Annotated in this window: 30 protein-coding genes; 11 read left to right on the forward strand and 19 right to left on the reverse strand. The window is 63.1% G+C overall.

Annotation, left to right across the window (positions count from 1 at the left end; translation table 11 throughout):
- Positions 1-4: 4 nt before the first annotated feature.
- From N8I71_RS15935 to N8I71_RS15950, 4 genes are all read right to left on the reverse strand, one after another.
- Positions 5-1090 carry a flagellin N-terminal helical domain-containing protein gene (locus N8I71_RS15935; protein WP_262879002.1) on the reverse strand — a complete coding sequence of 362 codons (1086 nt, stop codon included), beginning with the start codon at positions 1088-1090 and terminating at the stop codon, positions 5-7.
- Positions 1091-1101: 11 nt separating this feature from the next.
- Complete coding sequence (gene flgK / locus N8I71_RS15940; RefSeq protein WP_262879003.1) at positions 1102-2514, reverse strand: flagellar hook-associated protein FlgK; 1413 nt, start codon at positions 2512-2514, stop codon at positions 1102-1104.
- Positions 2515-2542: 28 nt separating this feature from the next.
- The gene (locus tag N8I71_RS15945; RefSeq protein ID WP_262879004.1) at positions 2543-3826 is read right to left on the reverse strand and encodes a flagellar hook protein FlgE; all 1284 of its coding nucleotides are present in this window, start codon (positions 3824-3826) and stop codon (positions 2543-2545) included.
- A gap of 70 nt (positions 3827-3896) precedes the next feature.
- Positions 3897-5744 (reverse strand): hypothetical protein, encoded by a 1848-nt coding sequence (locus tag N8I71_RS15950; protein WP_262879005.1) that lies wholly within the window; start codon positions 5742-5744, stop codon positions 3897-3899.
- Positions 5745-5830: 86 nt separating this feature from the next.
- Here N8I71_RS15950 and flgF point away from each other — a divergent pair, with 86 nt between their 5' ends.
- Genes flgF through N8I71_RS15975 form a run of 5 tightly spaced genes read left to right on the forward strand, consistent with a single transcriptional unit; the run spans position 5831 to position 9285 of the window.
- On the forward strand, positions 5831-6571 hold the full coding sequence (flgF, locus tag N8I71_RS15955) for a flagellar basal-body rod protein FlgF (RefSeq protein ID WP_262879006.1): 741 nt from the start codon (positions 5831-5833) through the stop codon (positions 6569-6571).
- Between the two features lie 22 nt (positions 6572-6593).
- On the forward strand, positions 6594-7379 hold the full coding sequence (gene flgG / locus N8I71_RS15960) for a flagellar basal-body rod protein FlgG (RefSeq protein ID WP_262879063.1): 786 nt from the start codon (positions 6594-6596) through the stop codon (positions 7377-7379).
- A gap of 3 nt (positions 7380-7382) precedes the next feature.
- Positions 7383-8036 carry a flagellar basal body P-ring formation chaperone FlgA gene (gene flgA, locus N8I71_RS15965; protein WP_262879007.1) on the forward strand — a complete coding sequence of 218 codons (654 nt, stop codon included), beginning with the start codon at positions 7383-7385 and terminating at the stop codon, positions 8034-8036.
- Positions 8033-8782 carry a flagellar basal body L-ring protein FlgH gene (gene flgH, locus N8I71_RS15970; RefSeq protein WP_262879008.1) on the forward strand — a complete coding sequence of 250 codons (750 nt, stop codon included), beginning with the start codon at positions 8033-8035 and terminating at the stop codon, positions 8780-8782. Before flgA ends, flgH begins: the two co-directional genes overlap by 4 nt.
- A gap of 59 nt (positions 8783-8841) precedes the next feature.
- Positions 8842-9285: a hypothetical protein gene (locus N8I71_RS15975; protein ID WP_262879009.1), complete on the forward strand. Its 444-nt coding sequence runs from the start codon at positions 8842-8844 to the stop codon at positions 9283-9285.
- Positions 9286-9298: 13 nt separating this feature from the next.
- Here N8I71_RS15975 and N8I71_RS15980 read toward each other — a convergent pair whose 3' ends face one another.
- From N8I71_RS15980 to N8I71_RS16015, 7 genes are all read right to left on the reverse strand, one after another.
- Entirely contained in the window at positions 9299-9964 is a 666-nt protein-coding gene (locus N8I71_RS15980; RefSeq protein ID WP_262879010.1) for a flagellar hook assembly protein FlgD, read from the reverse strand.
- A gap of 24 nt (positions 9965-9988) precedes the next feature.
- Positions 9989-11347 (reverse strand): flagellar hook-length control protein FliK, encoded by a 1359-nt coding sequence (locus tag N8I71_RS15985; RefSeq protein ID WP_262879011.1) that lies wholly within the window; start codon positions 11345-11347, stop codon positions 9989-9991.
- A 10-nt stretch (positions 11348-11357) separates the two neighbouring features.
- Positions 11358-12080 (reverse strand): sigma-70 family RNA polymerase sigma factor, encoded by a 723-nt coding sequence (locus N8I71_RS15990; protein WP_262879012.1) that lies wholly within the window; start codon positions 12078-12080, stop codon positions 11358-11360.
- 85 nt (positions 12081-12165) lie between these two features.
- Entirely contained in the window at positions 12166-12891 is a 726-nt protein-coding gene (locus tag N8I71_RS15995; protein ID WP_262879013.1) for a hypothetical protein, read from the reverse strand.
- Between the two features lie 368 nt (positions 12892-13259).
- Positions 13260-14318 carry a flagellar motor protein MotB gene (locus N8I71_RS20585; protein WP_316249258.1) on the reverse strand — a complete coding sequence of 353 codons (1059 nt, stop codon included), beginning with the start codon at positions 14316-14318 and terminating at the stop codon, positions 13260-13262.
- 132 nt (positions 14319-14450) lie between these two features.
- Entirely contained in the window at positions 14451-14897 is a 447-nt protein-coding gene (locus tag N8I71_RS16010; protein ID WP_262879014.1) for a MucR family transcriptional regulator, read from the reverse strand.
- A 241-nt stretch (positions 14898-15138) separates the two neighbouring features.
- The gene (locus N8I71_RS16015; RefSeq protein WP_262879015.1) at positions 15139-16062 is read right to left on the reverse strand and encodes a hypothetical protein; all 924 of its coding nucleotides are present in this window, start codon (positions 16060-16062) and stop codon (positions 15139-15141) included.
- Here N8I71_RS16015 and motA point away from each other — a divergent pair.
- The 3 genes from motA to N8I71_RS16030 are packed head-to-tail and all read left to right on the forward strand — an operon-like array spanning position 16051 to position 17577.
- A complete protein-coding gene (gene motA / locus N8I71_RS16020) occupies positions 16051-16944 on the forward strand; it encodes a flagellar motor stator protein MotA (protein ID WP_406676129.1) in 894 nt (297 codons plus the stop codon). The two genes, N8I71_RS16015 and motA, sit on opposite strands and share 12 nt — an antisense overlap.
- A complete protein-coding gene (locus tag N8I71_RS16025) occupies positions 16941-17156 on the forward strand; it encodes a hypothetical protein (protein WP_262879017.1) in 216 nt (71 codons plus the stop codon). The genes motA and N8I71_RS16025 overlap by 4 nt, the downstream gene beginning before the upstream one ends.
- Complete coding sequence (locus tag N8I71_RS16030) at positions 17149-17577, forward strand: hypothetical protein (protein WP_262879018.1); 429 nt, start codon at positions 17149-17151, stop codon at positions 17575-17577. The genes N8I71_RS16025 and N8I71_RS16030 overlap by 8 nt, the downstream gene beginning before the upstream one ends.
- A gap of 785 nt (positions 17578-18362) precedes the next feature.
- Here the strand turns inward: N8I71_RS16030 and N8I71_RS16035 are convergent.
- From N8I71_RS16035 to N8I71_RS16050, 4 genes are all read right to left on the reverse strand, one after another.
- Positions 18363-18812: a hypothetical protein gene (locus N8I71_RS16035; RefSeq protein WP_262879019.1), complete on the reverse strand. Its 450-nt coding sequence runs from the start codon at positions 18810-18812 to the stop codon at positions 18363-18365.
- A 70-nt stretch (positions 18813-18882) separates the two neighbouring features.
- A complete protein-coding gene (locus tag N8I71_RS16040; protein WP_262879020.1) occupies positions 18883-19050 on the reverse strand; it encodes a hypothetical protein in 168 nt (55 codons plus the stop codon).
- A 303-nt stretch (positions 19051-19353) separates the two neighbouring features.
- A complete protein-coding gene (locus N8I71_RS16045; protein WP_262879021.1) occupies positions 19354-19716 on the reverse strand; it encodes a hypothetical protein in 363 nt (120 codons plus the stop codon).
- A 941-nt stretch (positions 19717-20657) separates the two neighbouring features.
- On the reverse strand, positions 20658-21236 hold the full coding sequence (locus N8I71_RS16050) for a hypothetical protein (RefSeq protein ID WP_262879022.1): 579 nt from the start codon (positions 21234-21236) through the stop codon (positions 20658-20660).
- 123 nt (positions 21237-21359) lie between these two features.
- Between N8I71_RS16050 and N8I71_RS16055 the strand changes: the two genes are divergently transcribed.
- Positions 21360-21572: a helix-turn-helix domain-containing protein gene (locus N8I71_RS16055; RefSeq protein ID WP_262879023.1), complete on the forward strand. Its 213-nt coding sequence runs from the start codon at positions 21360-21362 to the stop codon at positions 21570-21572.
- A gap of 28 nt (positions 21573-21600) precedes the next feature.
- Here the strand turns inward: N8I71_RS16055 and N8I71_RS16060 are convergent, their stop codons facing one another.
- Both N8I71_RS16060 and N8I71_RS16065 read right to left on the reverse strand, forming a co-directional pair.
- Positions 21601-21984, reverse strand: a complete 384-nt coding sequence (locus N8I71_RS16060; RefSeq protein WP_262879024.1) for a DUF6326 family protein — start codon at positions 21982-21984, stop codon at positions 21601-21603.
- 46 nt (positions 21985-22030) lie between these two features.
- Positions 22031-23113, reverse strand: a complete 1083-nt coding sequence (locus tag N8I71_RS16065; protein ID WP_262879025.1) for a serine hydrolase domain-containing protein — start codon at positions 23111-23113, stop codon at positions 22031-22033.
- Between the two features lie 204 nt (positions 23114-23317).
- Between N8I71_RS16065 and N8I71_RS16070 the strand changes: the two genes are divergently transcribed.
- Together N8I71_RS16070 and N8I71_RS16075 are read left to right on the forward strand one after the other, a co-directional pair.
- Positions 23318-23863 carry a hypothetical protein gene (locus N8I71_RS16070; RefSeq protein ID WP_262879026.1) on the forward strand — a complete coding sequence of 182 codons (546 nt, stop codon included), beginning with the start codon at positions 23318-23320 and terminating at the stop codon, positions 23861-23863.
- Positions 23863-24084 carry a helix-turn-helix domain-containing protein gene (locus tag N8I71_RS16075; protein WP_262879027.1) on the forward strand — a complete coding sequence of 74 codons (222 nt, stop codon included), beginning with the start codon at positions 23863-23865 and terminating at the stop codon, positions 24082-24084. Before N8I71_RS16070 ends, N8I71_RS16075 begins: the two co-directional genes overlap by 1 nt.
- 276 nt (positions 24085-24360) lie before the next feature.
- Here the strand turns inward: N8I71_RS16075 and iolB are convergent, their stop codons facing one another.
- Positions 24361-25158, reverse strand: coding sequence for a 5-deoxy-glucuronate isomerase (gene iolB, locus N8I71_RS16080; RefSeq protein ID WP_262879028.1), 798 nt, complete (start codon positions 25156-25158; stop codon positions 24361-24363).
- A complete protein-coding gene (locus N8I71_RS16085; protein ID WP_262879029.1) occupies positions 25158-25949 on the reverse strand; it encodes an ATP-binding cassette domain-containing protein in 792 nt (263 codons plus the stop codon). The genes iolB and N8I71_RS16085 overlap by 1 nt, the downstream gene beginning before the upstream one ends.

A 25949-nucleotide genomic window follows, 5' to 3' on the forward strand; every position in this document is an offset into this window, starting at 1 on the left:
GCCATTATCTCATGTAGTCGAGGAAACTCAGGCGAGAGATCCGGGCAGAGATCGCATATGCCGCCTCAAGTTGCGTCGAGAGTTGTTTCACCCGCGTCGCAGCCTCGAAAGGATCCACGCCTTCCAGGGCGTCGATGTACTTTTCGTAGACATCTGCGCGGCCTTCCTGTCGGATGATGGTATCCTCGACCGTGCGTTGTTGCGTCCCAAGCCTGGCCTCGATGCCCGTGATGCCCTCAATGCCATTCAGGATCCCCTCGACAGCCGCATCGACCCAAACGCGATAGGCGCCCGGGTCGGAAACCGTGGCGGGATCTACCGAAGCCAGCATCGCAAGCCCCTGCAGCGCCAGCGTGAATGGCGGATCATTCGCCTGAATGCCGTAGTTCAGGACCGTCGCATCGTCGATCCGGGCCGTAACTCGGGGAGACGGGACGCCGCCCGCATCCAAAAGCGGTGTGCCCCTGTAGAAACTGGCTTCGAAGTGCGTCTCCGGCGCGGCAGCGTTGGTACTCGAGAATATCCGTGTGACCTCATCCAGCTTGGCCTGCGCATCCGCGGCGTCGACGATCTGCGGCCCGACGACGCCCGCCAGCACGTCACTTGGCGAGAGACCCGTTATTTCGTTCGCCTGCCCCCAGGTCTGCAGAGCCGTACGACCGCTCTCGGTCCCTGAAAAAAGATGGGCGCCCTGGTAGGTCGCGTTGAGTTGCGTCACGACCTGTTCGTAGGCCGCCTTGGCGGATTGCGCCACGACACGCACCGTCGGGCCCGGGGTCGTCCGGTTAGCGATCGCGATGTCGAGGAAGTCCTGCACCGTTTCGCGGACCGTCCCCAGTGTCGTGGCCATCAATTCCATCTTGTTTGCCACGAGCCGGTTTCCAGTGAGGAAATTCTCGTTGCTGGCCGCGCTCGAGCGGACGCTGAGCAGCTCGCTCGCACGGAAACCCAACGCCGCGTAGACGTCGCTTTTCCGACCCGTCGACATCTCCTCGCTCGCGCGTTCCAGCCGCTGCTGGATGTCGGCGACCGTCTCCCGGCGGAAATTGGCGGCGGTGAGCGTCGAGAGCGTGCCCGAGATGGAAGTCATTGGCCTTTTCCTCAGAACGCGGCGAGAAGCGTGTCGAGCATTTCCGTCAGGGAACGGATGACTTGGCTGTTGGCCGCATATGCCTGCTCGATTTCCACAAGCCGTTGAAGTTCATCGTCGAGGTTCACGCCGGAAATCCCGCTCCGCACGGCCTCGATCGACGCCGCGCTGGCAAGCAGCGTCTCCTGGCGCTGCTGCGCCGAAACGCGCGTCTGTTGCTGGTCCGCCACCAGTCCGGCGACGAACTGGCCGATAGTGACGTTGTTGCCCAGCCCGGCCAAAGCATCGAAACCATGCGTGGTTTCAAAAATATCGACGAAGGCATTTGGCTGGGTGGCGTCGCTGGCGGCCCCCGGGGCGATCGCGCCCACGCCGTCGCGCAGACGCCAAAGAAACCCGCCCGCTTCAGGGCGGACCGCGTCGTTGACACCTATGCGGCTCGCAAGATCGTCGGTGCTTGCCGGCAGACCGGCATTTCCCCGCTCGACGAAAAGGCCTGTCGCGCCCGGAGTCAGCGATGCGTCTGCTGCCGAGAACTCCTCGATCAGGGCGCGCGCGGTCTCGTCGAGTTGCAACTGCATCCTTGGAAAGACCGCGTTCAGCAGCTCGATCTGACCTGCGAGTTTGCCTTCGGCGAACCCACGCTCACCGGGCCGGCCCGGTGTGATGTCGACACCGTCCGCGAGAAGCATTCCGGACACTTCGTCGAAGCTGATGGTCCTGCGGTTCCGGTCGGCGAGCAGTTCGGTACCGCCCGCCGTGTAGATGGACAGGCGTCCGGACGCGTCGGAAACGACGTGGAGATCGGCGACTTCGGACAACTGGTCGACGAGCGCGGCCGCTTCGTCCAGCAGGGCCGCTTCGAGATCCGTTCCCGAACCGGCCTTCGGGATCCTGCCGTTCAGTTCGGCCAACCGCATGAGCCCCGAGTTCAGGGTCGCGACGGATGCTCCGATCCGCTCGTGGGTCAGGGCCCGCGCCTCATCGAGGGCGTCGGCCGTATCGTTGAGCTCCCGCACAAGGCTTTCGGACGCCATCAACACTCCGGTCTGCGCAGCAGGCAGTTCGGGAGCGTTTGCAAGCTGGGTGAAGGCCGACCGAAGATCGGCGATCCGATCGGTCAGGCTCGTCCCCGCGCCGGGCTGGCCAAGGCGCGTGGTGTAGAGTTCAAGCCCCGAAGCGATCGCTTCCTGCCGGCCGGCGCGCGCCTGCTCGACGCGGAAGAGGCGCTCGACAGCCGCGTCTATCTCGCGGCGGATGCCGGTCACACGCACCCCTCCCGCCGCATCCGTCGCCTGCAGCGCAGTCTTCCGAGTATGGACGGGATTATCGGCGTTGGCGATGTTTCCCGCCGTGATCTCGGCACGCTTCTCCACCACGGCAAGGCCGCTCCGACTTATGGAGAGGGCGCTTGTGATTCCCATGCTACCGAAGGCCCCTTTCGATCAGGTGTCAGCGCTTGATGCGCATCGTCTCGTCAAGCATCTCGTCAACCGTCGTCACGATCTTAGCGTTCGATGAGTAGGCGCGCTGGATCTGGATGAGGTTCGTCAGTTCTTCCGCGATCTCGACATTCGAGGACTCGAGCGCCCCAGACGTGATCGTGCCGGCCGCACCGGCAGATGCCGACGCCAATTCCAGCGGTCCGCTTTCATTGGACAGCAGGTAGGCATTGCCATTTGTCGTGAGCAAGCCGTTCGGGTTGGTCACCATGGCAAGCGGCACGCTGAACAGAGCACGTCGCATGCCGTTGTCGAAGATACCAAAGACGTCACCGTTTTCGGTCACTTCGGCTCGGGATAGCGTACCGCTTGACGACCCGTTCACCGTGACATCCAGGGGCGAATATTCGCCGGCGAACTGAGTGATGCCGCCATAGGTTCCAACCGCGCCGAGATCGATCGTGACGGTCTGGCCTCCGCCGATATCGATATCGAAAAGACCGTCATCGGCAGATGCACCGGCCGACGTGACGTTCGTGAAGTTGGTGTAGGACAGGGGCGCCCCGGGGGCCGCCCCGGTGTCGGCGAACGTCACCGTCAGGGAACCGAGCGGAGCGCCCGCCTCGTCCTCGACGTTCAGGAGCCATTCGTTGTTCGTTGCCTGGGGCGTCCACGCGAATTGCAACCTCTGGGTGGCTCCGAGTGGATCGTAGATACTTGCCGAAGACCTGAAGGGCGCGCCGGCGCCAACACCTGTCTGTTGCGATGGCAGGTTGCCGCGGATCCCCATCTCGGACGTCGCCTCACCCGGGATTGTCTGGGTCCCCACGTTCACGGTCGACAGGCCCGAAAACGAATTGCGGTCCGCCGCCATCAGCGTTCCGTTCGTGTCGTAGGGGAAACCCGAGAGATAGAACCCCGCAGCGTTGCGGAGATCCCCGTTCTCATCCGGCCGGAAAGAGCCCGCTCGCGTCAGCATGTAGTTTGAAAGAGCCGGGTCATTCGGGTTCTTCGACACGACAAAGAAGCCCGGGCCGCTTATGGCGAGGTCGGTGGGGCGACTGGTCGTTCGAAGTTGCCCGTCCGCGTCGATGTCCGAGGCTTGGACCGCCCTCACGCCACCGGGCGGTGCAGTACCGCTCGACGATGCGACCGTGGAGGAAACCATCTGTGCGAAGCTGCGCCGGTAACCGTCGGTGCCGGCATTCGCGATGTTGGAAGAAACACTCACCACGGCCGTCATGTTGGCCTTGAGCCCGCTGACGCCGTTCTGCAAGGCGGAATTGATGCTCATTCGGATGATCCTTTCCGTGTTTGGTCGCGGATGAGATTGCTCGGAAAGATTAAAGGAAGATTAAATTAAATTATTGTTGTGTTTCTTCATTTGCCTCGTCGAGGCCGGTGGCCGTCTCTTCCACCAGGACCCCGACCCGTTGCAGCGCCTCGTCCGCTCGTTCCAACAAGGCACGGGCCGAGGCGGATCCAAGGTCGGGCCCCGAGGCACTGGGTGCGGCCCCTCCAACAAGCACCCTCGCGAGCGTCTCGTTCCTTCCCGCAAGCAGCGCTGCGACCGTTTCCGCAAGGTGGATGTCACCGCTACGTTCCGCCGCCACCAGGAGGCCGATCGCATCCGCAGGCGGCAGATCGTCCTCTAGCATCCGCCAAAGCTCGACATATGTGTCGCGGGCCTCTTCCCAGGCACGGTCGGAAACAAGGCGGCGCGCTTCGATCCGAAGCACTTCCTCGGACCGGGGTAGCTCGGCGTCCCAGTCGGCCAGCGGCTCGCCCATGCGGCTTGCATAGCGGGAGCGAAGCAGCTGCAGCCGCTCGAGCAACGCGGCGTCCTGAGACAAGAGTGCGGCGTCAAGCAGTTCGGCGGCCGCCTCCATCCTGCCACTCGCAAGGTGCGCTTCCGCTTCCCGCAACCTCAGCTGGTCCAACTGCTCGGGCACAGGTTCGCGAAGCCCGAGTTCCCCCGATGCCTCAAGGTACTCGCGGGTCAACCGGAACTCCTCTGCCGCGGCGGCAGCGGCGCCGATAACCCGCATGTGGCCCGCAAAGATCTCGGATGATTGCTCGTAGCCGGGTGTGAAACGGAAAATCGAAGACAACTCTCGATGGCCTTCGATGAACGCCTCGAGAGGAATCCCGCCAGACGTGCCGGCCGTGTAGTAGTCACGCACATGTGCCATCGCCCTCTCGGGCGCGGTCTCGGCTTCCGGCGCGTTGGGGTAGCGCAGTACAAGATCGCCCAGCGCTAGCGCGGCAGACTTCGAGTCCCCGCCTTCAATTGCCACCCTCTCCATCTCGAGCAGGGTCTCGAGGTCGTCCTCGTCGCCGCGCCAGAGCGAATCCGCGCGTGCCAGCAACCCCAGAGCTTCGTCGTGCCCGATCGCCTCGTAGTCGAGCCCCAACCGGACGATGGCCAGCCGGGCCCTATGCCCCCAGGCATCGCGAGCGGACGAGGCCTCCACGAAATGCTCGAAGGCAACAAGATCCTGACCCCCGCCAAGTGCGACCGTTCCGAGAAGATAAGAAAGCGCTCCGCCACCATGACGGTCGACGCGCGTGAGACGCTCGGCAAGTCCGTGCGCCAGAAACCAATCCTCGGCAATCACCGCGGCCGAAAAAAGTGCGGGCAGCATGCGCTCGACCAGAGGAGGCGGCAAAGCATCGAAGGAGCGTATCGCGCCGGAAAGCACGTCCGAAGCGGCCTCGTTGTCGCCCAACCGTTGCAGTCCGTATGCCCGGAAAACACTGTCCGCACTATCCGGTGGGCCTTCCAGCGCGGCGACGGCCTGCGCCACATCACCCTGCCAAAGCGGATCAATGACGGACAGAGCGGCGGCAAGTTGGTTTCGGCGAGCCGCCAAGTCGGGGTCAAGCGTCGCGGTAGAGATAGCCTCCACCACCGTCCGCCCCTCGCTGACAAAGCCTCGGGCCAGATGGAACATCGCAAGATCGAGGAGCGCCCTTGCGACCGCGTCATCTGCGTCGACACCTGCGACCTGCGCCGCAGCAAGCGCGTCCAGCCGCTCGGCGCGGACGGCGAGATAGCCCCCCTCGACGTGCCCGCCAAGCGCCAGAGGCTGCACGTGGATCCGCCCGCCCACCGTCTCGGCGGGAGGCGCCTCCGAGACCACGTCGGCGAGGACGGCGCTCGCGAGGCAACCGAGAAGGCCGGCGACGGCCGCTGAATGCGCGTACCACATGAAGAGGTTCTATTCTTATTTATTCTTGACAAATCTAATGATCTATTCATGATCAGACAAGATTTATTTCGTCGTCGGCTTCGCCAATGGATACGATCAGCCACGTTGCACTGTCTCTGGCCGCCGCCATGCGGCGCGAACTGGAGGTGACTGCGAACAACATCGCGAACGCGAATACTTCCGGCTTCAAGAGCGAGAGGGTCGTATTCGAGAATTATGTCGCCGCCGGCACCGCTCCTGACGGCGGAAGCGATTTCGTCATCGACGCCGGTTCTTACGTGGATCTTCGGGCCGGCGCGCTGACCAACACCGGCAATCCGCTGGATGTCGCCCTGAACGGGCCTGGCTGGCTCGCCTACCGAACGGAAGACGGCCGCACCGCCTACGGGCGGGACGGACGCTTCATGATCAACGGAGACGGAAATCTCGTCACGGTGACGGGGGCGCAGGTCCTCGACGAGGGGGGCGGCCCCATCAGCGTACCGCCGGATGCCGGCGCGGTCGAAATCGCGGCGGACGGAACCCTTTCTTCCGAGGCCGGCGTGGCGCTCGCGCGCATCGGGGTCTTCGACCTGCCGAGCATTCAGAGTTTTGAGCGGTTGGGCGGCGGGCTGTTCGTGCCCCCCCAGGGCGCACGTTCTGATGCCGTTCCTTCCCTCGACACCAGCGTTGTGCAAGGCGCGCTGGAAGGCTCGAACGTGCAGCCGATCCTCGAGATGACGCGTCTCATGGACATACAGAAAGCCTACGAACGCGCGACACAGATCAACAGGACCCATGACGAACTGGCGCGTGACGCGATCCGCCGCATCGGACGACAGTCCTGACCCGACCGATAAGGAGATAGACATGAAGGCACTCGGTATCGCCGCGACAGGAATGCTCGCCCAGCAGACCAACGTCGACGTCATCTCGAACAACATCGCCAATGCGAACACGACTGGCTTCAAGACCAGTCGTGCGGCCTTTCAGGATCTGATTTACGAGTCCGTTTCGCGCGAAGGTGTCCTGACCTCCGAGCAGGGTACGGCCACGCCGACGGGTATCGATATCGGTCTCGGCGTTCAAACGGCCGGAACGGTGCGTCTCAATACCCAGGGCGGGCTGTCCGCCACGGAGAACAGCCTCGACCTCGCGATCGACGGTACGGGCTACTTCGTCGTGAACATGCCGGACGGCAGCAGGGCCTACACCCGAGACGGGTCCTTCCGGCTGTCCGCGGAAGGCGAGCTCGTGACGCTGCAGGGCTATTCCGTCGATCCCGGTATTGTCATCCCCGAAAACACCCAGAACATCGAGATCAGCGAACAGGGCGTCGTGATGGCGTATGTTGAGAACGACCCTGCTCCGGTCGAACTCGGACGCCTGACGCTTGCGACCTTCATCAACGAAGGCGGCATGAGGCCGGTGGGGAACAACCTGCTCGAGGCGACCGTGGCCTCTGGCGACGAACTCGCTGCGAATGCCGGTGATCCCGGAGTGGGCGTCATCCGGCAGGGTTACCTGGAAAACTCCAACGTCAACATCATCCAGCAGATCACCGATCTCATCGCCGCGCAGCGCGCCTACGAGATGAACTCCAAGACCATAGAGACGGCCGACCAGATGATGTCGACCGCGACGCGGATGCGCTGATCCATGCGTGCGGTCTTGCTCTTGATGGTTTTCGCAGTCTGGTCTGGCGGGGCAGTTGCGGACAGCTTCGCCGACCTTGTTGAAGAACGCGCGCGAGCCTCCCTGGGCTCCACGCTTCCGGAAGACGGCCGCTTCACGATCCGTTACCAGCCCGAAATCGACGATGCCCTGCTCATCTCGCGCTTCTGGATGGATGCGATATCCGGTCAGTTTCTCGCCGAGGTGGTTCGAGAGACGGGCGAAGTTCAAAGGGTTTCCGGCCTGGCGCTGGTCAGTGTGCCCGTCCCCGTTCCGACGCGCCGCCTGATGCCGGACGAGATCATCGCCGAGTCCGACCTCATTACGATCGATCTGCCCCTGGGACGTCTCAACGACTTTTCGGTCACCAACGTCTCGGACCTGGTCGGCCGTCAGGTCCGCAGGATGTTGCCCGAGGGCCGTCCGGTGATGGTCCAGTCAGTGATGGCGCCCCTTGTTATCGATCGCGGCGAACGTGTTCGCATACGTTTCGAGGACGGCTCGCTCGTTCTCACCGCACCCGGACGCGCGCTCAACGACGCCGCGGCCGGTGAAACGGTGCGCGTGGTCAATCTTGTGAGCAACCTGTCGCTCGTCGGCACCGCACGACCCGACGGCATCGTGGAGATCGTACGATGATACCTGCCCGTCCCGCATGTCTTGCAGCCTTCGCGGCGCTCGCGCTGAGCGGCTGCGGCTACGACATCACCCGCGACCGAAACCCGGAAATCTCCGACATGCAGCTCAATTCCTTGACGATGCCGGAGGCTGCGCATGTCTCCGTGCCCATGCCGGAACCCGAAGTACGCGGCCTGCCCAGGCGCGCCGAGCGCTCATCCCTTTGGCAATCGGGGTCTGACGGTTTCTTTGCCGACCAACGCGCGATGGACGTCGGTGACATTCTTACGATCAACATCCAGATCGATGATCGGGCGCGCATGTCGAACCGCAGTCAACGAGAACGTCAGGGCAACGCCAACCTGGGTTTCCCGACGATCTTCGGACTGGAAAACGTCATCGGAAATCTGACCGGTGCGGCCGAGGACGAGGATCTCGTTGGCGCCGCAGCGGCCAGCAGCGCCGAGGGTTCGGGCAGGATCGACCGTGCGGAGACGATAAATCTGGAGGTCGCCGCAACTGTCATCCAACGGCTTCCGAACGGCAACCTGGTCATCGCCGGTCGCCAGGAGGTCATGGTGAATTCCGAGCTCAGGGAACTGAGAGTGGCGGGGATCATCCGGCCGCAGGACATTCAGCGCGACAACACGATCCCATACGACAGGATCGCCGAGGCCCGGATCACCTATGGCGGAAGAGGTCAACTGACCCGCCAGACGCGCACGTCGTACGGTGAAGATGCCTTTGACATAATCTTGCCCTACTGACGGAGAAATCTCGTCGCAGTCCCAAGCGATAAGCGCCGGGTTACCTGCGAGGGATTCCCATGAAACGCACCTTCAAGATGGCGTTGCTGCTTCCGGCTATTTGCCTTGCGGCAACTATCGGCGTTGGCAGCACACTTCCGGAAGGCAGCGAAGTGGCGATTGATGGGGCGCCGTCGGACAGCGCCGCGTTCTCCATGGTCGATCTCGGTGCATTCACCTTCCCGGTCGAACAGCCACGCCACGTGACCTACTTCGTCACCCAGATGTCGGCCGGTTTCGCCGAGGAGGAACAGGCAGAATACCATTCCAGCGCCGAGCAGGTGGTCCGGCTAAGGAATGCCATCTTTGATGCGGTCTTCGGCATCCGCCCGGATGCGGTGACCGGTGATGTCGATCTGGTGGTGCTCCAGGATCGGATCGAGCGTCACCTGAGCGAACGTCTCCCCGCGCTGGCCATGGTGGAGATCAGGGTCCTTGGCGTGCAGGATGTGCCGCATCGATAGGACCGCGGGCGCCTTACTCGACGCGCGCGACCAGGGACGATGAAACCTCTGAGCCGTTGTCGAGGACAAGCGTAGGCACGCCGGAGCCGAAGATGACACTCTCCACCCGGGCCTCGGTGTAACTATTGTACGGAACGGACTCGCCCTCGGCGTCGGTCGCGATGATCTCGAGGCGGAAGGGCCCTTCACCGATCACCGGAAGCCCTGCGTCGTCGCGACCGTCCCAGTTCAGTTCATGGCTCTGGCCGCTTGTGCCCGGCAGGCCTTCAAAGCTCCGAAGGATCGTTCCGTCGTCCATGACAACGCGCGCCGAGACGGTGTCCGCCGGTTGCATCAGCTGGTAGGACAAGCGCGTATTCTCCGTCGGAGTGACGATCTGGTCCCCGGGCACGGTGACCGTGCGTCCGATAAGTTGCACGTCGGACATCGCGACCGCACCGGCGATCCGTGCAGAGATATCGGCAAGGTTCGCGTTGACCTGTATGGACTGCTCGACCTGGCTAAGCTGGGCAAGCTGGGTAACGAAGGTGGAGCTGTCCATCGGGGCCAGCGGATCCTGGTTGGCAACCTGCGCCGTCAGAAGCTTGAGAAAGCTCTGGTAGTCGGCGTTCAGTCGGGACAAGGACGAAACACTGGCCGGCTGCCCAGTTGTCGGATTGCTCGCGGTCGGGTCGATCATTGTCTGGTCCCTGCCCTTGCTTCGTTAGGTAATGATGTCGAGGCCCGACTGGGCGAAAGGTCGTATCGGGCCGGAAAGTGCCGGAAGTCCGGTGGCGGAGGATGGTTCTGCCACGGCCGGGCCGGTCCCGAGGACCACGGAACGCCATCTCTCTTGTTCTGATTGTTGGCGCGACTGATGTCCGGCGAAGGACTCGAAACTCAGGTCCGCACCGTCTGTCGCGGCGCCGCCGTCGCGAAGCGCATCAAGCAGAGCGTCACGATCATGCCGGAAGGCGTTGAGAACGGCGGGGTTTTCCGCCTTCAACACGATCCTGAGTTTCCCTGCCTCGTCATGTCGCATGTCGATTTCGATGTCTCCAAGCCCCCGAGGCGTCAATTCGATCCGCGTATTTCCTTCGGTGAACCGTGCCCCGCTGATCTGGTCGGCGACATGCCGCACAAGGGCCGGAGATGGTGGCATATCGATGCTGGGCCTCGAATTCTGAAGGGCCGCTTCCGTTCCTGAAGGCGCGGCTCGTCCAAGCGAAGCCACCATCATCTCTCCGACTTCGGTCATTGGTCGCGAAAATCCGGCCGGCTCCGCCCCAAGTTGCGCCACGGCGCCGATTTGCGCTCCGGCCGCTTCCTTTCGAACCGAAACTGCCGTGGATGTTTCCTGCTGGCCCCGGCCATCCGTGGAACCGAGGCCGACCAACTGACCCTGCAGACCACGTGCCTGTTGCAGTTCGGGTGGTGCGGCTCCGTCCGGCGATCCGTCGGGGGCATGGCCGAACGTGGTCAATGCGGTAGGCAAGCGACGCGCGGCCGGTTCTTGCGCCACGCCTGTCGCGAGCGGACCGCCATTGGCCGCTGCTAACGCGGTCGGGTCCTTGGGGACAACAAGCCCAATGGCCGAAAGGATTGCCGTGGCAACCGCGGCGGGCCCCGATTGCACCGTTAGCGCATCGATGCCTGCGGGGTCCGACCCATCGGCCACCAGGAACGAACCCGGAAAAACGGCAGCGACGCCGTCGCCATTCAATTCCTCAAGTCGCAAGCGGAATGTGGCGAGGAATTCCCTGAGTATCTCGACCTTATCCTGCGGGAATTGTGCCGCTTCGAACGCGGATTGCGCGTTCACGATCAGCGATCCCAGGCCTGCCAGAAGCTGTGACTGTGCTTCGGCCTGGCCGTCGACAGACCCTTCCATGCCGTCGCCAGGCTGCTGGGCTCCGCCTTGCGGGGGCGTGGGACCACCCTGCAACGCGGCGAGCAAACCCGCGAACGGGTTCGCACCAGATGCTGCCCCGGCGCCGCGACCGATGCCAGGCACTTGCATCGCGCCCGCCGTCGCTGCCTTCGCTGGCGTCTGAGATAGGGTGAAGCCGAGCGTGGCCGTCATGGGCAGGACCTCAGCATTCAAGCATCGCGAGGCTGAAGCCGCGCTCCTGCAAGCTCCGCCGCAGGCGAAGCATTGCCCGCCTTTCGATGTCCCGCCGTCGGGACCGCAACCGCGGGCAGGCATCAGGCGGAGACGTTCGATCTTCCAGCTTGTCGAGGATTACCTCGCGCTCGGCAGGACGAAGCGCGGCCAGGGCCTCGTCGAGCAGCTGTCGCACTCGCAATCTCTCCGAACGGGTTGCAACCTCCTCCTCCGGGGTCGGCCCGTCCCAGGCAACGGACAACGTGCGGGCCTCTCCCTCGCCGACGTCGTCAATCGAAATCGCGCCTGCAGCAGCGGTCAACACGTCTACCCGTCGCCGTGGTTCCGCACGTCCGGAGCGCGCGTCAACGTAGGCCCGAGCCGGGATGTCGATCACTGCGGTCACCCGCCCCAAGGCGGCCATGACGCGATTTCGCACAGCCCAGGCGGAAAAGGTTCCAAAGCGAACGTTGAGGGAGAGGTCGAAATTCCCCGCGGCATCGATCAAGCCTATCATTCCCTCCGCCGCGAGGTCCTCGATATGTGTTCGGTTGTCAGTCCAGCGTCGGGCTTCGGACCAAGCCTGCCGCGCATAGGACTTGAGGATACGATGAAGGGCCTGCTGGTCGCCGTTCTCCTGCCAGGCCCGGATTGCTTCGCGCTCTTCTTCGCGAGACATCAGCGGTGCCCTCAAAGCGGCCTCGAATGTCATGTACAGTGCTCCGGATTCCGGACACCCCCAAGATCAGGAAAGCATAAACCACCCGGCAGGAGAAGAATAAACTGGTTAACGCCAGTTAAATCTTCGACGACCGAAGCTGCCGCTCACCAGCAGCCAGCTCCTCGCCACGCGTTTGGGAACCCATCGCGGGCGCGACCGACAAAAGCCACTCCTCGAAACTCAGAGGACCACCCTCGCGCGGCGCCCGGCCATATTCGGCTCGCGACACCACCCCGTACCGATCGTGGAGGTCCTTGATGTTGGCCGCACGGCCGGCAGAGCCGTTATCGCCAGACAGAGCGGAGCAAAGCGTTTCGGAGAGGGCACGCTCGAAGGAGTCCCGGCAGATCTGGTCGCAGCCGGCCTGAAGTTGCGCAACGGCCGCCACAGCGGAATCCGCAAGGCCCAACAGGAGGCCCATTTCCCTGTCCATGGGGAAGCCGCCACGATGAAGGGACTCGATGAGGATCTGCGCATACACGCGCCCAACCACAACCCCTCGAACCGCGGAAGTGGCCTGCGGGGAAAAGACCGCCAGCGGTACGAACGCGATGACGGCGCCATAGGGCACGGAAATGCCTAATTCTTCGGCGACGACATCACCCAGCGACAGCGCCGGCATGACTTCGGTATCATCGAGCAAGGCACGCTCGTTAACCTCGTCGCCATCAATGCCAATAAGTACTGCGCGACCCGGAAATAGTGCCGCCAAAAGCGTCCGGAACAAAGCCGCTTCGGTCTCCGCGATGACTTTCGCCTGACCTGACCACAAGATACCCAGTATTTCGTTTCTGCTCGACATGCTCGATCCCCACCAGTTCTTGTCGTTGTTCCCAACAATACCGCTAGATCGGCCAAGGATTCAAATCCTTTTCACCCCTCCCTTAAACAAAAACTTGAATGACCCACTTGAAAAAAGCAGCGCGCTGTGATGCGCCCGATGGTGATCCGAACAGCAATGACTTTGGTTTCAACGACAAACCGGCCTGCTCTCTAGAGATCACAGGCGTCAGACCTTCTTGACATACAAAATCAGTTGATGACACGAATCGGGAGGCATGAAAGGGCGCCCGTTGACATCGCGCTGGATATGGCTAGCGAGGCATAGCATGACAGGACCGAGTGTCGCGTGGATGCTACTCCGCCTTGCATGCGAATTCATCCAAAGTGCTAGTCTTCGATAGCACCGAGTGAATCGGCGCCCAGGGTCGCGGGATATACGAGCATGATGCCGATTCTGCGGTTTTCAGGCGCATCGGGTTGGGCCGCGTTAAGAGGATCGGAATCGGCCATCCCCATGATGCGAATGAACCGCTCCGGCGCCAGTCCCTCGGCTTCCAGGGCACGTCGCGTTGCATTTGCCCGGTCCGTGGAGAGTTCCCAGTTGGTGTAAACGGCCCCCGCGCCAAATGAGAGTGAGTCGGTGTGCCCCGCGATTGCGACAGGCTTGTCGATGGGCAGGATGGCGCGCCCAACGACACCAACCAGGCGCCGCGTCCGCATGTCCAATTCCGCGCTGCCAATCGCGAACATGGGACGCCGCTCGCTGTCGACGAGTTGAATTTCGAGGCCTTCGTTCGACAACTCGAACCGGATCTGACCGCTCAACTCGGCGATTTCAGGGTCCGCGGAAACCGCCTGCTCGATTTGCTCCCTCAGCGCCTCGAGGCGGTCGCGCCGCTCGGCCTCCGCTACCGCAAGGTCTGCCAATGCCTGCCGGACGCCTTCAGCAGCGTCACTTTCGTCGGGCGGGGCGCCGTCTTCATCCTGCTCGGACTGCGCCTGCAGCGTCGCCTCCCCACTCGAAATTTCTCCGCCTTCTCCCGTACCGGAGGCTTGCAGGCCGCCTGCCCCCGGCAGAGGCGGCGAGACCTCCGCCGTGTCGCGCAGCCTGCTGTCAAACACGGCAAGCGGGTTCTCCTGGCCGAAGCTTGGAAGTTGCTCGGGGGTATGGGGGCCATCCGTTCCAGAAAGCGGCCCATCCTCGGCAAGCACCTGCCCGGCCAGGAGTCCCTGCCCGCGGCCGCCCGCCTCGGACAGGCTCGGGGTGAAGTAATCGGCCAGGCCTCGAAGCTTTTCCTCATCCGAAGCGGCGAGAATCCACAGCAGGAGGAAAAACGCCATCATGGCTGTCATGAAGTCCGCATAGGCGACCTTCCACGCGCCACCATGGTGCCCGTCGTGGCCATCGTCGTCGGTCCGTTTGATGATGATCGGTTTCTCCGGCATCACTTCGACCCTTCAACCAGAACTGCTCATGCGCCAAGACTAACCGCCCGCCCTGCATGATTACTCAAGAATAAAATAAAGAAAAGAGCCAGCGTGAACGCTGGCCCTCGCAATACGTAAAGCTGGAAGAAGTCAGTCTACGGCGTCAGCCGATGTGCGCGAGTATTTTCCAAGGCCCGCCTTCTTCGCGTACTTGGCCTTCAGCTCGGAGTAGCTCGGGGCGACAAGGGGGAAGTCCGGCGGAAGGCCGAACCGGGTACGGTATTCGGCCTCGGTCAGACCATGCTCCGCCCCGATGTGTCGCTTCAGCATTTTGAAGCCCTTGCCGCAACACATGCAGTAAACCTTGTCCTTGGTCACTGCCCGGTCGATGGGAACAGCGGGGAATGCTTCAACCGGCAAGGATGGAGCGGTCTTTGCAGGCGCCGACCCTTCAGCGTCCGTGGCGTCATCCATCCCAAAGACTATCGCCAGTTTCTCGGCGAGAGCCCCGATATCCTCGGCGGCGACATCGGGCCTTGCGGCGAAGACCGATACGATCTGAACCAGCATGTCCCTTTTGGCTTCTTGTTCAGACATCACTCGCTAGCCTCCAAAAATGAATACCGGAGCCTAGTCTCTCCTTCACAATGGTCAAAAAATAATTCATGCATCACTTTTGTCTGCTACCGCGTCGATCATGCACGGTGGCACACGCTCTAGGCAACATAGAAGCGAAAATCAACAAATTTCGGCGATTTGTTGCTCTTCATGATGCCTTAGGACCGTACTTGCATCAATCCTTCGTTGCCTGAACGCGTCGATAGACGTGCGGACGCGATCATCCGAATGCGGCAGCGACCCCGGCTGTCAGGATCCCGGCCGATGAAATCAGGAATGCGACCGCCGCTGCACGGGCCAGCCGACCTGTCCTTTGGCCATCGCCGATTTCGGGGTCGACCACGGCTCCGTCCGCGACGAACTTGAGCCGGACGGACGTGTTTCCGCGCCTCCAAAGCGCGGCCGCAGCGGGCGGAAGCGACGCACCGGGGATCAGTATGACGTCGCCGGACGTGACATCACCGTCCCACGCCAGGCGCACGGAGGATCCGCGCAAAGGCACGTCGACGACCCGACCGAAGACTTCGCGGCCGCTGGCCGAAGCGAGGTCACCGCCCCCGACAACGAGGCAAAAGTAGCCTTCTGCCTCCGAAACGCTGGCTACGAGCTTCCGCTCGCCCCCCCCTGTCGGCCCGCCTTCCGACCTTTCACGATGCCTCAGACGTTCCGCCAGGGAGTTGGCGCGTTCGCCCAACTCTCGGGTTTCTGCCGCCTCTTTGCGATAGCGGTATGAAAGGGCGTACTCCAACGCCAGGTCCGGCAATTGGTCCACCCCGTCGAGAAGCCCGCAGATCGCCTGCTCCTCCGAGAACGAGAGGCGGCGCGTCGGATACCCGTCACTCGCAGGCACGACGTACACCCGACAGGAGCCTTCATCGGTCGCCGTCACGGCCATGCTGAGCGCTTCCGCCGCGTCCTCCTCCACATGTCGCAGGTGAAGGTCGCATCGCCCGCTTTGATGCAAGCAGAGGATTGCGAACACCTCCTCGGGCCAATCCGGGCAGATGCCGCGCAAGGTCTCAAAGTCAGGCGTATAAACCAGTGCTTCCATACCGCCACCCAAGATCCAGATCGACGTATTCTTGCTTTTGTTCTTGATTTTAGTAGCTAGGGATCGTAATCGCAAGGATAAATGTGCTTTCATGATCGAGGGCTGGGCGTGACGCTACTGATTGGAGTCATTATGGTCGTCGGCCTTGTCTTCGGGGGCTTCATGCTCTCGGGAGGCAAGATGGACATCATCTTTTATGCACTGCCATTCGAGGGGATGATGATCGGTGGTGGTTCGATCGGCGCATTCGTCATCGCCAACTCCATGACGGTGATCAAGGATTCCGCCAAAGGCGTCCTGAAGGTCATCAAGGGGCCGCGGTGGAAGCGCCAGGATTACAACGATCTGCTCAACCTGCTCTACGAGCTCACTCGTCTGTTCAAGACCAAGGGCATGATCGAACTGGACCCACACGTCGAGAACCCAAAGGAAAGCGAGATATTCAAACGCTATCCCAAGATCCTTTCGGATCACTTTGCGATCGACCTGATAACCGACAGTTTCCGGATGTTGTCGATGCAGTTCGACGACAAGTTTCAAACCGAAGATGTCCTGAACCGAAAGCTCAAGAAGCACCACCACGAAGCACTTGCCGCCCCCAAGGCCATCCAGACCATGGCCGACGGCTTGCCCGCCATCGGGATCGTTGCCGCCGTGCTGGGGGTGATCAAGACCATGTCGTCGGTCGATCAACCGCCGGAGATCCTCGGCACGATGATTGGCGGTGCGCTCGTCGGGACCTTCCTAGGCGTCTACCTCGCCTACTGCATGGTCGCGCCCATCTCCGGGCGCCTCAAGCAAATCGAGGATGAAGATGCAGCTTTCTATGCCATCATCCGCGATGTCTTCGTCGCAATGGTGGCCGAGCACCCACCAAACATCTGCGTAGAGATCGGACGGGGCAACATCCCTTCTCACATTCAGCCGACCTTCTACGATGTCGAGGCTTCGCAAAAGAAACTGGCCGCAGCATGACGAAGCGTTTCGCACTACTCGCCGCACTCTTCGCGGCTATTCTTGCCGCCATATACGGCACGGCGCGCGCTGAAGATGAGATACCGACAACCCTGGGCACGGTGACGGCACCATCTCCGGTATCGCCCTTCGACCCCGCGATCATAGAACGCATAAGGCAAGCCATCCTGGCCAGCGAAGAGGCCGAGGTCGACGAAGGCCGCGATGAGTGACCGAAGGGTCTCGGCCCTCGACCTGCTGGCAAGGCTGGAACAGCACAAGGTCTCGAGGGTCGCGCAACGCCGCGCAGCGCTGCTGGGCGAAGCGGGACGCCTGCAACACGCGATCGATGACTTGGGCGACCGAATGGAAGCGGAGGCCTACGCCACTTCTGCCGAGACGGCGCCATATGTCGGCGCCTTCATCACGTCGATCCGTTCCGAGATCGCGGAGTGCGAACGCCGCCGACAGGAACTGCAACGGGCAACCGAGCTTCTCGAGGAGGAAATGCGCTCGGGTTTCCAGGAGATAAAGGTCTTCGAGATCGCGGCGGCGAAACGCCGGGACGCGTTATTGACCACGCGCCGCAAACGTGACGAGCGGGAGTGGAACGAGACGATGCTGGCACGTCACATCCGTGATCGTCGCCGTTGAGGCAGAAAACCGCCGGCGGGACGCCGCCCCAAGCGGACTTGGATCAACGAGGCTCAGGACCGAAGAGGTCCCGGCCAATGTGAGGCTCTTCTCTCCGGGCGTCATCCCGCGTCGGGCCAAGACCGCAGATCCACCAGGCATACCGCGAGGATTTCGGGAATTTCACGAGGTGAGGCGAGCCGCGACCGGACGCGACAAAGGGGAACCGTCCGCGAGGATCAGACGGTTCCCATCATGCCGGTTCGATCAACCGATCAAGTGAATGTCGTGCAGCGCGAGTTCGTGGAACGGGTGCGCGCGCACGATCTGCATGATCCCGGTGTCGGTACGCTGCGTCTCCGATCTGCGCCAGGATATCGGCCTTGGGCGATCCTCGGGCTATGGTCGCCCGGGCCCGTCCTGGGCACAGCGCGCGAGAAAGCCCGAGCAGTAGGTCAGATACCCACTTTCCAGCCAGAGCTTCAGACCGCCCGGCACGCCGCTTACAAAAGACCTCACGCCGCAAAACTGCACCGCCGTAGAGGGTGAGCGCCATGGCTGCGGGGCGGCGAGGCCCTGCGCCAGGAGATCCGCGGCAGAGGGGCCCGCGAGAGTGAGACAGGCATAGGTGCCGGAGCACAAGCAGCGCAAGGCAGCGGAGGCTCGGGCGCGACTGGCGGAAGGGGAGATGGAGCCTCTGATGCTGGAAATTCCGGGGCTGACGAGGGAGGAAGCCTGGGGGATGGTGGCGGGTATGTTCCTCAGGGATCCTCCAAGGTTCAAATGAGTGCGCAAGCCCCCCTAAGTCACCGATCTGCCGATTTGACCGGCGCTTGTTGAATGTAGGCGCGCCTGCCAACCTCCCTGCCTATCTCCAAGAGCATCTCTTGAATATTCCACGGCGAGTTGTCGGTTTCCCTTGCCGGGGTCGGGCGCCCGTATCCGCGATCAAGAATGGCCACCGCCGCAGCCACCCGGGCGCTGTCGGTAGAACCTCTGACAGCAACCTCCGCCAGTGTCGCGAGTGCAATTTCAGTGTGTTCGCGCGCCATTTCCGACAAATTCCGTTTCTGATCCCTCGTTGCTCGATTGCAGCTACCCGGTTTCCGACCGGCGCCTTTTCTGCGCCCGCCCCAGTTATTTGAGCTCTTTGCCATAGAACTTGATTTCCCCTTGATAAACTTTCGTGCTTGCTCGGCCAACCTCCCTGTTGAAGAGATCTGGGGTTGCAAGACCACAATCACCAGCCTCGCCACCCATCACCGACGCTGTAGGGTCACCATCTGTGCGAGATCGTCCGATGATCTTAAAAGACCCGTGCTTGAGTCATCGGGCGGTATCGCTTTGTGTCGATACGTCCAAAAGGTGCACCAATCTGATGTTTTCAGTCTGAAGCGCCTCGATTTGCTGTGTCTGCTGTTGGGCCCGTGCGCGTAAATCCTCCACCTCCAAGTTCAGACTGATCCATGCCTCTTCTCGTTCGTCGCGTTTCATGGACCTGAATGCGGAGCGCAGCCTATTCGAAGGTTGTGCGTCCCCATTTCCCGTGGTGAAGATTGCCGACGCGGCGGCACTTGCGCGGCCATCTTCACCTCTCTGTTGAGATGGAGCACATTCTGACTTTGGCTCCGGACTTGTTTTCGCGGTCTTAGTTTTTCGTGCGCTTGAGACGTCCATTAATGCCTGAGTTCCATGCTTGGTGATGTAGGTGCGTGTGTCACCCAAAACGTTATAGGTGAGGGAGCCTCGGAGCTTAGACACGAATGGCTGTGACACTGCACATCTGCGCGCGATCTCTTAGTCCGACCACTGGGTCCATTCTGCATCTTTAAGCAGCATCAACACCGCCCGACGCTTGTCATCATTTGTTCGCCGAAGCCCATGGCGAGTGTTTGCGGCAACTGAATGCAATATTGCTTGCCGGCGATCACCTTTGCGCACGTCAGCGGGAATGTCCGTCCGTCCGATGCGCTCCCAAGCCGCAAACCTATGGAAGCCATCGGCAAGCCAGTGATCCACCCCGTCAAAATAGACAATAACTGGAGGGAAAACCGTGTTGGGGTCCTCCATAGCCTCGGCGTACTGCGAGACTGTCTCTTCGCACAGCGCCACCCTCGACTGTGTTCCACCATCGGTGCGGATTTCCGTAATTTCCAGCATTTTGTTGCTCCTTTGTTCAGCTATGCCTCTGCGTAGGTTCCTAAATTCCACCAAGTGTCTGTTCCGGTTGGTGAGCCCTTGAGCGAAGGGCATAGGACGACCAGCCCCAGCGATTTGCTGAGGTCGGTCCCCATGCCCTCTGCGTGTCGTTCCGGCCGGAGCCGCCCCGTCGCTTTGGGCCTAACCGGTCATGCGGTCCTGCCGGTTAGTCGGTAGCTACTTTCGACGCCGTGAACGCTGCGCCGGGGACCGGGCTTCTACCTTTCGGACTGCCCTTGCCTGTGGTCCCGCCCCGTGGTGAGCGAACCTCTTGCAGCGCCACCGTCTTGATACCGTCCGCTGCCGAGGCCCCGCGATCAGAGCGCGCGGGGTCGCTCGATCGTCACACCTCCGCTCTCGCAAGCCCGATGACACTGGTCAGTGGATGCAGCGCGCCAGTCGCGTGAGGCTTGCACACTCGATTGAAGCCGGCGCACAGGCGCCTCATGCCCATCGCGGTGCGGACAGAGCCTGGAGCGAACCAAGGCCGCTCCACATCACCGAAGCTGGGCGACTGCAAAAAAGATGTGATGGCGATGCGGCGCTTGGTGGCACAAACTATCGTGGACAGGCTTGCGTCTGCGCTCGAATACCCGCCAGCCAACTCTCGACGTTCAAAGCGGTTGGACATCCGCTTATTTCCGCCAGCCTTTTCAACGGCGTCATTTCCGACGGTTGGACAACTTATACCACTGTAATAATTAGAAAGTAGCAGCCCCCTACGGGCTGCCACTCCCCCCATATGACCGCCGCTCTACGCCAACGGCCGACATGCGTCCCGTAGGGTCGTCCTGGCGATCTGTCGGGTGGCGTCGAAAGGATGGGTTCGGGAGGGGAACCGGGACGTGACGGGCAGCGGTCTCGCGCGAGCGCTGCCCAGCCTTCCCGGCCGGAGCCGCGTTTCAGCAGGGCGACAGGATGTCGAGCACGGCGCCGCCGGTCGCCTGGAACGCATCCACGCGGCGCGTCAGCGGGACGAAGGGCCCTGCCGGGTCCGTCCGCAGCCATGTGCTGGCCGGAAGGCCCTCGGGGACAGGGCCGACGAAGCAGCCGCCGACCACCTCGACATTCAGCGTGCCGATCCCCTCGACGCCGCTCTCGCGCGCGCGCCGAATCTCGGCCTGGGCGGCGGCGAAACGCGCCGCGTCTTCGGGCAGCAGGCTTGCGACATAGACCGCTTCGTCCGGCGCATTGGCCGGGATCGTGCCGCCCTCGTCGCGCACGAGTTGCAGCGGCACCTCCTCGCTTACCAGGACCGTCGAGGCGCTGGATCCGCCGCGAAGGGATATGCGCATGACCGCGTCGCCCGAGGAAAGACGCACGGTGTCGGGAACGCCCACGGCGACCCCGATCTCGTCGGGCGGCGTGCCGAGGGGGTCGAGGCGGCTCGCCGCAATCAGTCCCGCCGGCGAGATCGAGGCGCAGGCGGACAGGGCGAGCAGACCGAAACCGATGGTCAGGCGGGCGAAGGTGCGAGACATGACAAACCTCTTGCGTAATGATTCTTTTTTAAGTTTTAATGTAAAACATTAAGTTTTGAAAACAGAATTGGGTCCGGGGCGGCCGCTGGCCGAAGCCCTGCGCGCCGCGGCGGAGACTGTGACATGCCCCTGATCGTTCGGCTCGACGTGATGCTCGCACGGCGCAAGATGACGTCGCGCGAACTGGCCGCGCGGATCGGTATCTCGGAGCAGAACCTGTCGCTTCTGAAATCCGGCAAGGTGCGCGGCGTGCGGTTCCGCACACTCGAGGCGATCTGCGCCGAGCTGGACTGTCAGCCCGGCGACCTTCTGGAGTTCGTCCCGGACGGGGACTGATGCCACATCGTCCGGCACGCGCCCCGGATCACACCCGGCGAGCCCATGAAAGCCGCAGAATGGTGAAGAGCGCGAGAAGCTCGCAGAGCGCCACGAAGATGTAGTGCATCTTGAGCGACCCGCCGCCGACCACGAAGACGCTCGTCACGACTACCGCAAGTGTAGTGACCGACCGGAAGATGCGCGGCGGCAGGACATGCGTCAGGACAATCATGGCGACCGGGATCTGGATGAAGACGGCCGCCGCGAGCATGAGCCCTTCAGAGAGCGCGACCCCCTCCACGACGCCCTCCATGACCTGCGGCAGGACCCCCGGCACATAGAGCGAGAGCACATCCGCGAAGACGATGTTGAACGAAACGAAGGCCCAGAGCAGCGAAATCAGCGTGGGGTTCGATATGGTGGATTGCATGGCGGGCTCCTGGTTTTGGGTGGGGGCTGAGGGCGAACGCGGGGCGTCAGTTTTCCGCAAGGGCAGGCACGATGAACCGCTGCAGCAGCGCGCGTGACATGTCGAAGTCGCCCGGGACGTTGTAGTTGGTCGCCTGCACGACGATGACGGCGTCACGCTCTGGCACGACGGCCACGATGTTTCCGCCGTTGCCGATCATCATGGCGGCGGCCACGGTCTCGCCGGAGGCACCGGCCCGGATTTCGGCCTGCCACCACAGGTAGCCATAGCCAAGCCCGGCGCCCGGCCGGGCGACCGGAGGCAGCATCTCGGCAATCCATGCCTCGGAGACGATCCGCCGCCCCTCCCAAGTTCCGCCGTTCAGCACCAGCCGTCCGATCCGCTCGGCGTCGCGTGCCCGCAGCCCCAGTTGTCCGCCGCTCTGGACTTCGCCATCGGGCGACCGTCGCCATCGCACGTTGCGGATGCCGAGCGGGGCGAGAATCCGATGGCCGACGAAGGTGTCGAACCGTTCGCCCGTGGCGCGCTCCAGCGTCTGCCCGGCAAGGAAGACCCCAGCGGTGCAATAGCTGAAGCGTCCCTGCCCCGTCCGCGACCGGGAAAAGTCCGGATCGACCGGCAGGCCAAGCGCGAAGGACGTCCAGTTGCGGCTGCGATACATGCGCTCCTCTTGCCCTGGGCTACGGTCGTCCCAATCGTTGCAATCGAGCGCGGATCCCATCGTCAGGAGATCGCGCAGGACGATCGCGCGCTTTTCCGGCCCGTCGTTCCGGAACGGGGCGAGATCCTCGAAGAAGGGCAGGACCGGGCTTTCCACCCCGTCGATCACGCCGTCATCGATGGCGACGCCCACGGCAATCGCGGTCAGCGACTTTCCGGCCGACCGCATGTCCACGATGCTGTCCGGGCCGTTCCGTCCGAAGTAATCCTCGAAGACGATCCGCCCGTCCCGCGACACGAGGATCGCGGCAATTTCGCCATGGTCCCCGTCCTCAACGGCGCGCACGAGTCCGTCGAGGCCGAGACGGTCGATCAGCGGCGGCGCGGGGGGCGGTGGCGGCGCGCAGGCCGCGAGGGTCGCCACGAGCGTGGCCGCGATACCGGTTGAAACCATGGAAGCGACTGACATTCCTGTCCCTTTCGGAGCCCTCTTCGAACCGGGCGCAATGCTTGGGCGGGCGTCCTTGCGGCAGGCCCCGGATCGGCCGTCATGCTGCGGCGTTGCGGGCCGGGACCGCTGCCGAAGCTCAGATTATTTTCGTCATCTCACGAATCATTATTGCCTTACAGAAATTTCTTGCCTAGAAACAAATCGAGATACAAGAGGTTCCCAATGTCCATGATCAGATCCGCCGAGACCGACCGCCTTCAACGCCATGCCGGACTTGCGGCGAGGGCCTGCCGCGTCGCCGCGCTCGCCATCCCGGTCCTCATCCTCGCGTCATGGGCCGTGGGAGAGGCGCCGTCCGCCGCGCTGACCGGTCTGGGCCTGCCGGCCGATCACGGGCTGACTCCGGCCCAGTGGATCATCGGCGCCGCCCTGAGCGTCGTTCCGGCCCTCGCCCTTTCCCGGTCGCTCTTCGGGGTCGCGGCATGTTTCGACGGGTTCGCCCTGGCCGACTGGTTCGGCGCAGCGCAGCCGCTGGCGCTCGCCATCGCCGGGCGCTGGCTGGTCATCTCCGGTATCCTGGCCCTCGTCGTACCGACGTTGCTGGGCCTCGCCCTGACGTTGAACGCGGAGCCCGGCGCGCGGGTCCTGGCGATCACCTTGTCGAGCAACGGCATCCTGGCCCTGCTCTTCGGCACGCTTCTGTGGGCCCTCGGTCGGCTGTGGACCGTGGCCCGCAATATCGCCGCCGAAAACGCCCAGTTCGTCTGATGCGGATCGTCGTCCGGCTCGATGTGATGCTCGCGCGGCGCAAGGTCAGTTCCAAGGATCTGGCCGCCCGCGTGGGCATCACCGAGGCGAACCTCTCGCTGCTGAAGCGCGGTCACGTGAAGGGCGTGAGGTTCGAGACGCTTGCCAGGATCTGCCGCGAACTCGACTGCCAGCCGGGCGATCTGCTCGAATACGAGGACGACGGGCCCGGGGACCGGTAGGACGACCCGGCGGGTCGCCCGCACGCGGCGCAGGTGCCCCGAACAGGATTGCGGCCTCCTGCTCCTAGCTATGGCAGATGTTCGAAAACTCCATGCCCTACTTGCCTGCCCGCTTCATCCGCCGGCAGCGCGGCATCGCCGCCTCCCGAGGTTGATCCCCTCTTCCGCGGTCGATACCGGCCACCTCGGCCATGGGCAGGCCCCGGTGGCCGCCTTGAAACATGGGGCGAGGATCGACCGGGGAGGTGGTCGACCGATATGCGCAGAGCCGCGGCCTCAGGCCAGCAGGCGTTCGTAGGCGGGATGGGTCTGGAAACGCCAGGCGCGGCGCGGGCCCGCCATGACGTTGAGATAGTACATCTCTACCCCGTAGGGCGCGGCGCAGGGATGATGGCCGCGCGGCACGAGAACGAGGTCGTGATCGGCCACCGCCATCGTTTCATCGAGGTCGAGATCGTCCGTGAAGACCCGCTGCACGCCGAACCCGTCGCCCGGATTCAGGCGGTGATAATAGGTCTCCTCGAGATAGGTGATGCGCGGAAAGTCGTCCTCGTCGTGGCGATGCGGCGGGTAGGAGGACCAATGACCCGCCGGCGTGAAGACCTCGGTCACGAGGAGACTGTCGGCCACGTCGCGGCCTTCCATCGCGATGTTGTTGATGTAGCGGGTGTTGGTGCCCGCGCCCCGTTCCTCCAGCGCGATCCCTTCGGGGCCGAGCCGCTGCACCGGCCGCCCGCCGGGACTGGGCGCGGTGCAAAGCGCGAGCGTGCAGGGCGTCGTCGCATCGGCCCGCCAGTCCGCGCCGGGCGGAACGTAGAGGCAATGGGGCGGCGTCCTGTCGAAGACGTCGAGACGGTCGCCCATCTCGCCGATGCGCTCGCCGCCGGCGGTCACCTCGGCGCGGCCCTCTACCAGGACGAGGATCGCCTCGCGGCCTTCCAGCCGCCCCTGCGCCGTTTCGCCGGGCGCAAGCCGCCAGAGGTCGAAGCCGACGTAGCCCCATCCCGCCGCCTCCGGCGTAAGGGCGTGGACATGCCCCGACACGCCCGACGGTTTGCGCAGAAGGCGCGCCATCACACAGTCCCGCCGAGCGAACCCTCGAGCGCCACGAGTTCCTGCCCGCCGGCCATCAGGTCCTGCAGTTCCTCGGGCGTGATCTGCCCGCGCTGCGCGGTGCCAAGGGTCTTGCCGCGGTTGAGAACCGTGAACCGGTCCCCGACCGCCAGCGCGTGACGCACGTTGTGGGTGATGAAGACAATCCCGATCCCGGTCTTGCGCACCTTGTCGATCGTCGCCAGCACGTTCGCCGTCTGCCGGACGCCCAGCGCCGAGGTCGGCTCGTCCAGGATCAGCACCTTGGCCCCGAAATAGACCGCCCGCGCGATGGCCACCGTCTGACGCTCACCGCCCGAAAGCGTGCCGACCGCCTGGTCGGGCGAGCGGAGGTTGATGCCCATCTTGCGCATCTCCTCCATCGTCACCTCGTTGGCGGTCTTGAAGTCCATGAACTTGATCGGGCCGACACGGCGGACGGGCTCGCGCCCCATCCAGAAGTTCCGGGTCACGCTCATCAGAGGGATCATGGCGAGGTCCTGGTAGACCGTGGCGATCCCGGCCTCCATCGCATCGCGGGGGCTGGCGAAATCCATTCGCTTCCCCTCGAACAGGATTTCCCCCTTGGTGGGCTTGTGCACCCCCGACATCGTCTTGATGAAGGTCGACTTGCCCGCGCCGTTGTCGCCCAGAAGGCAGTGGCATTCGCCGGGACGGACATCGAAGCTGACGCCATTCAGCGCGATGACCGGGCCGAAGTGCTTCTCGATGTCCTTCATCTCGACGATGGGATCGTGGTCGAATGCGGTCAT

Source organism: Roseicyclus sediminis (assembly GCF_025515305.1).
Taxonomy (GTDB): Bacteria; Pseudomonadota; Alphaproteobacteria; order Rhodobacterales; family Rhodobacteraceae; genus Roseibacterium; species Roseibacterium sediminis.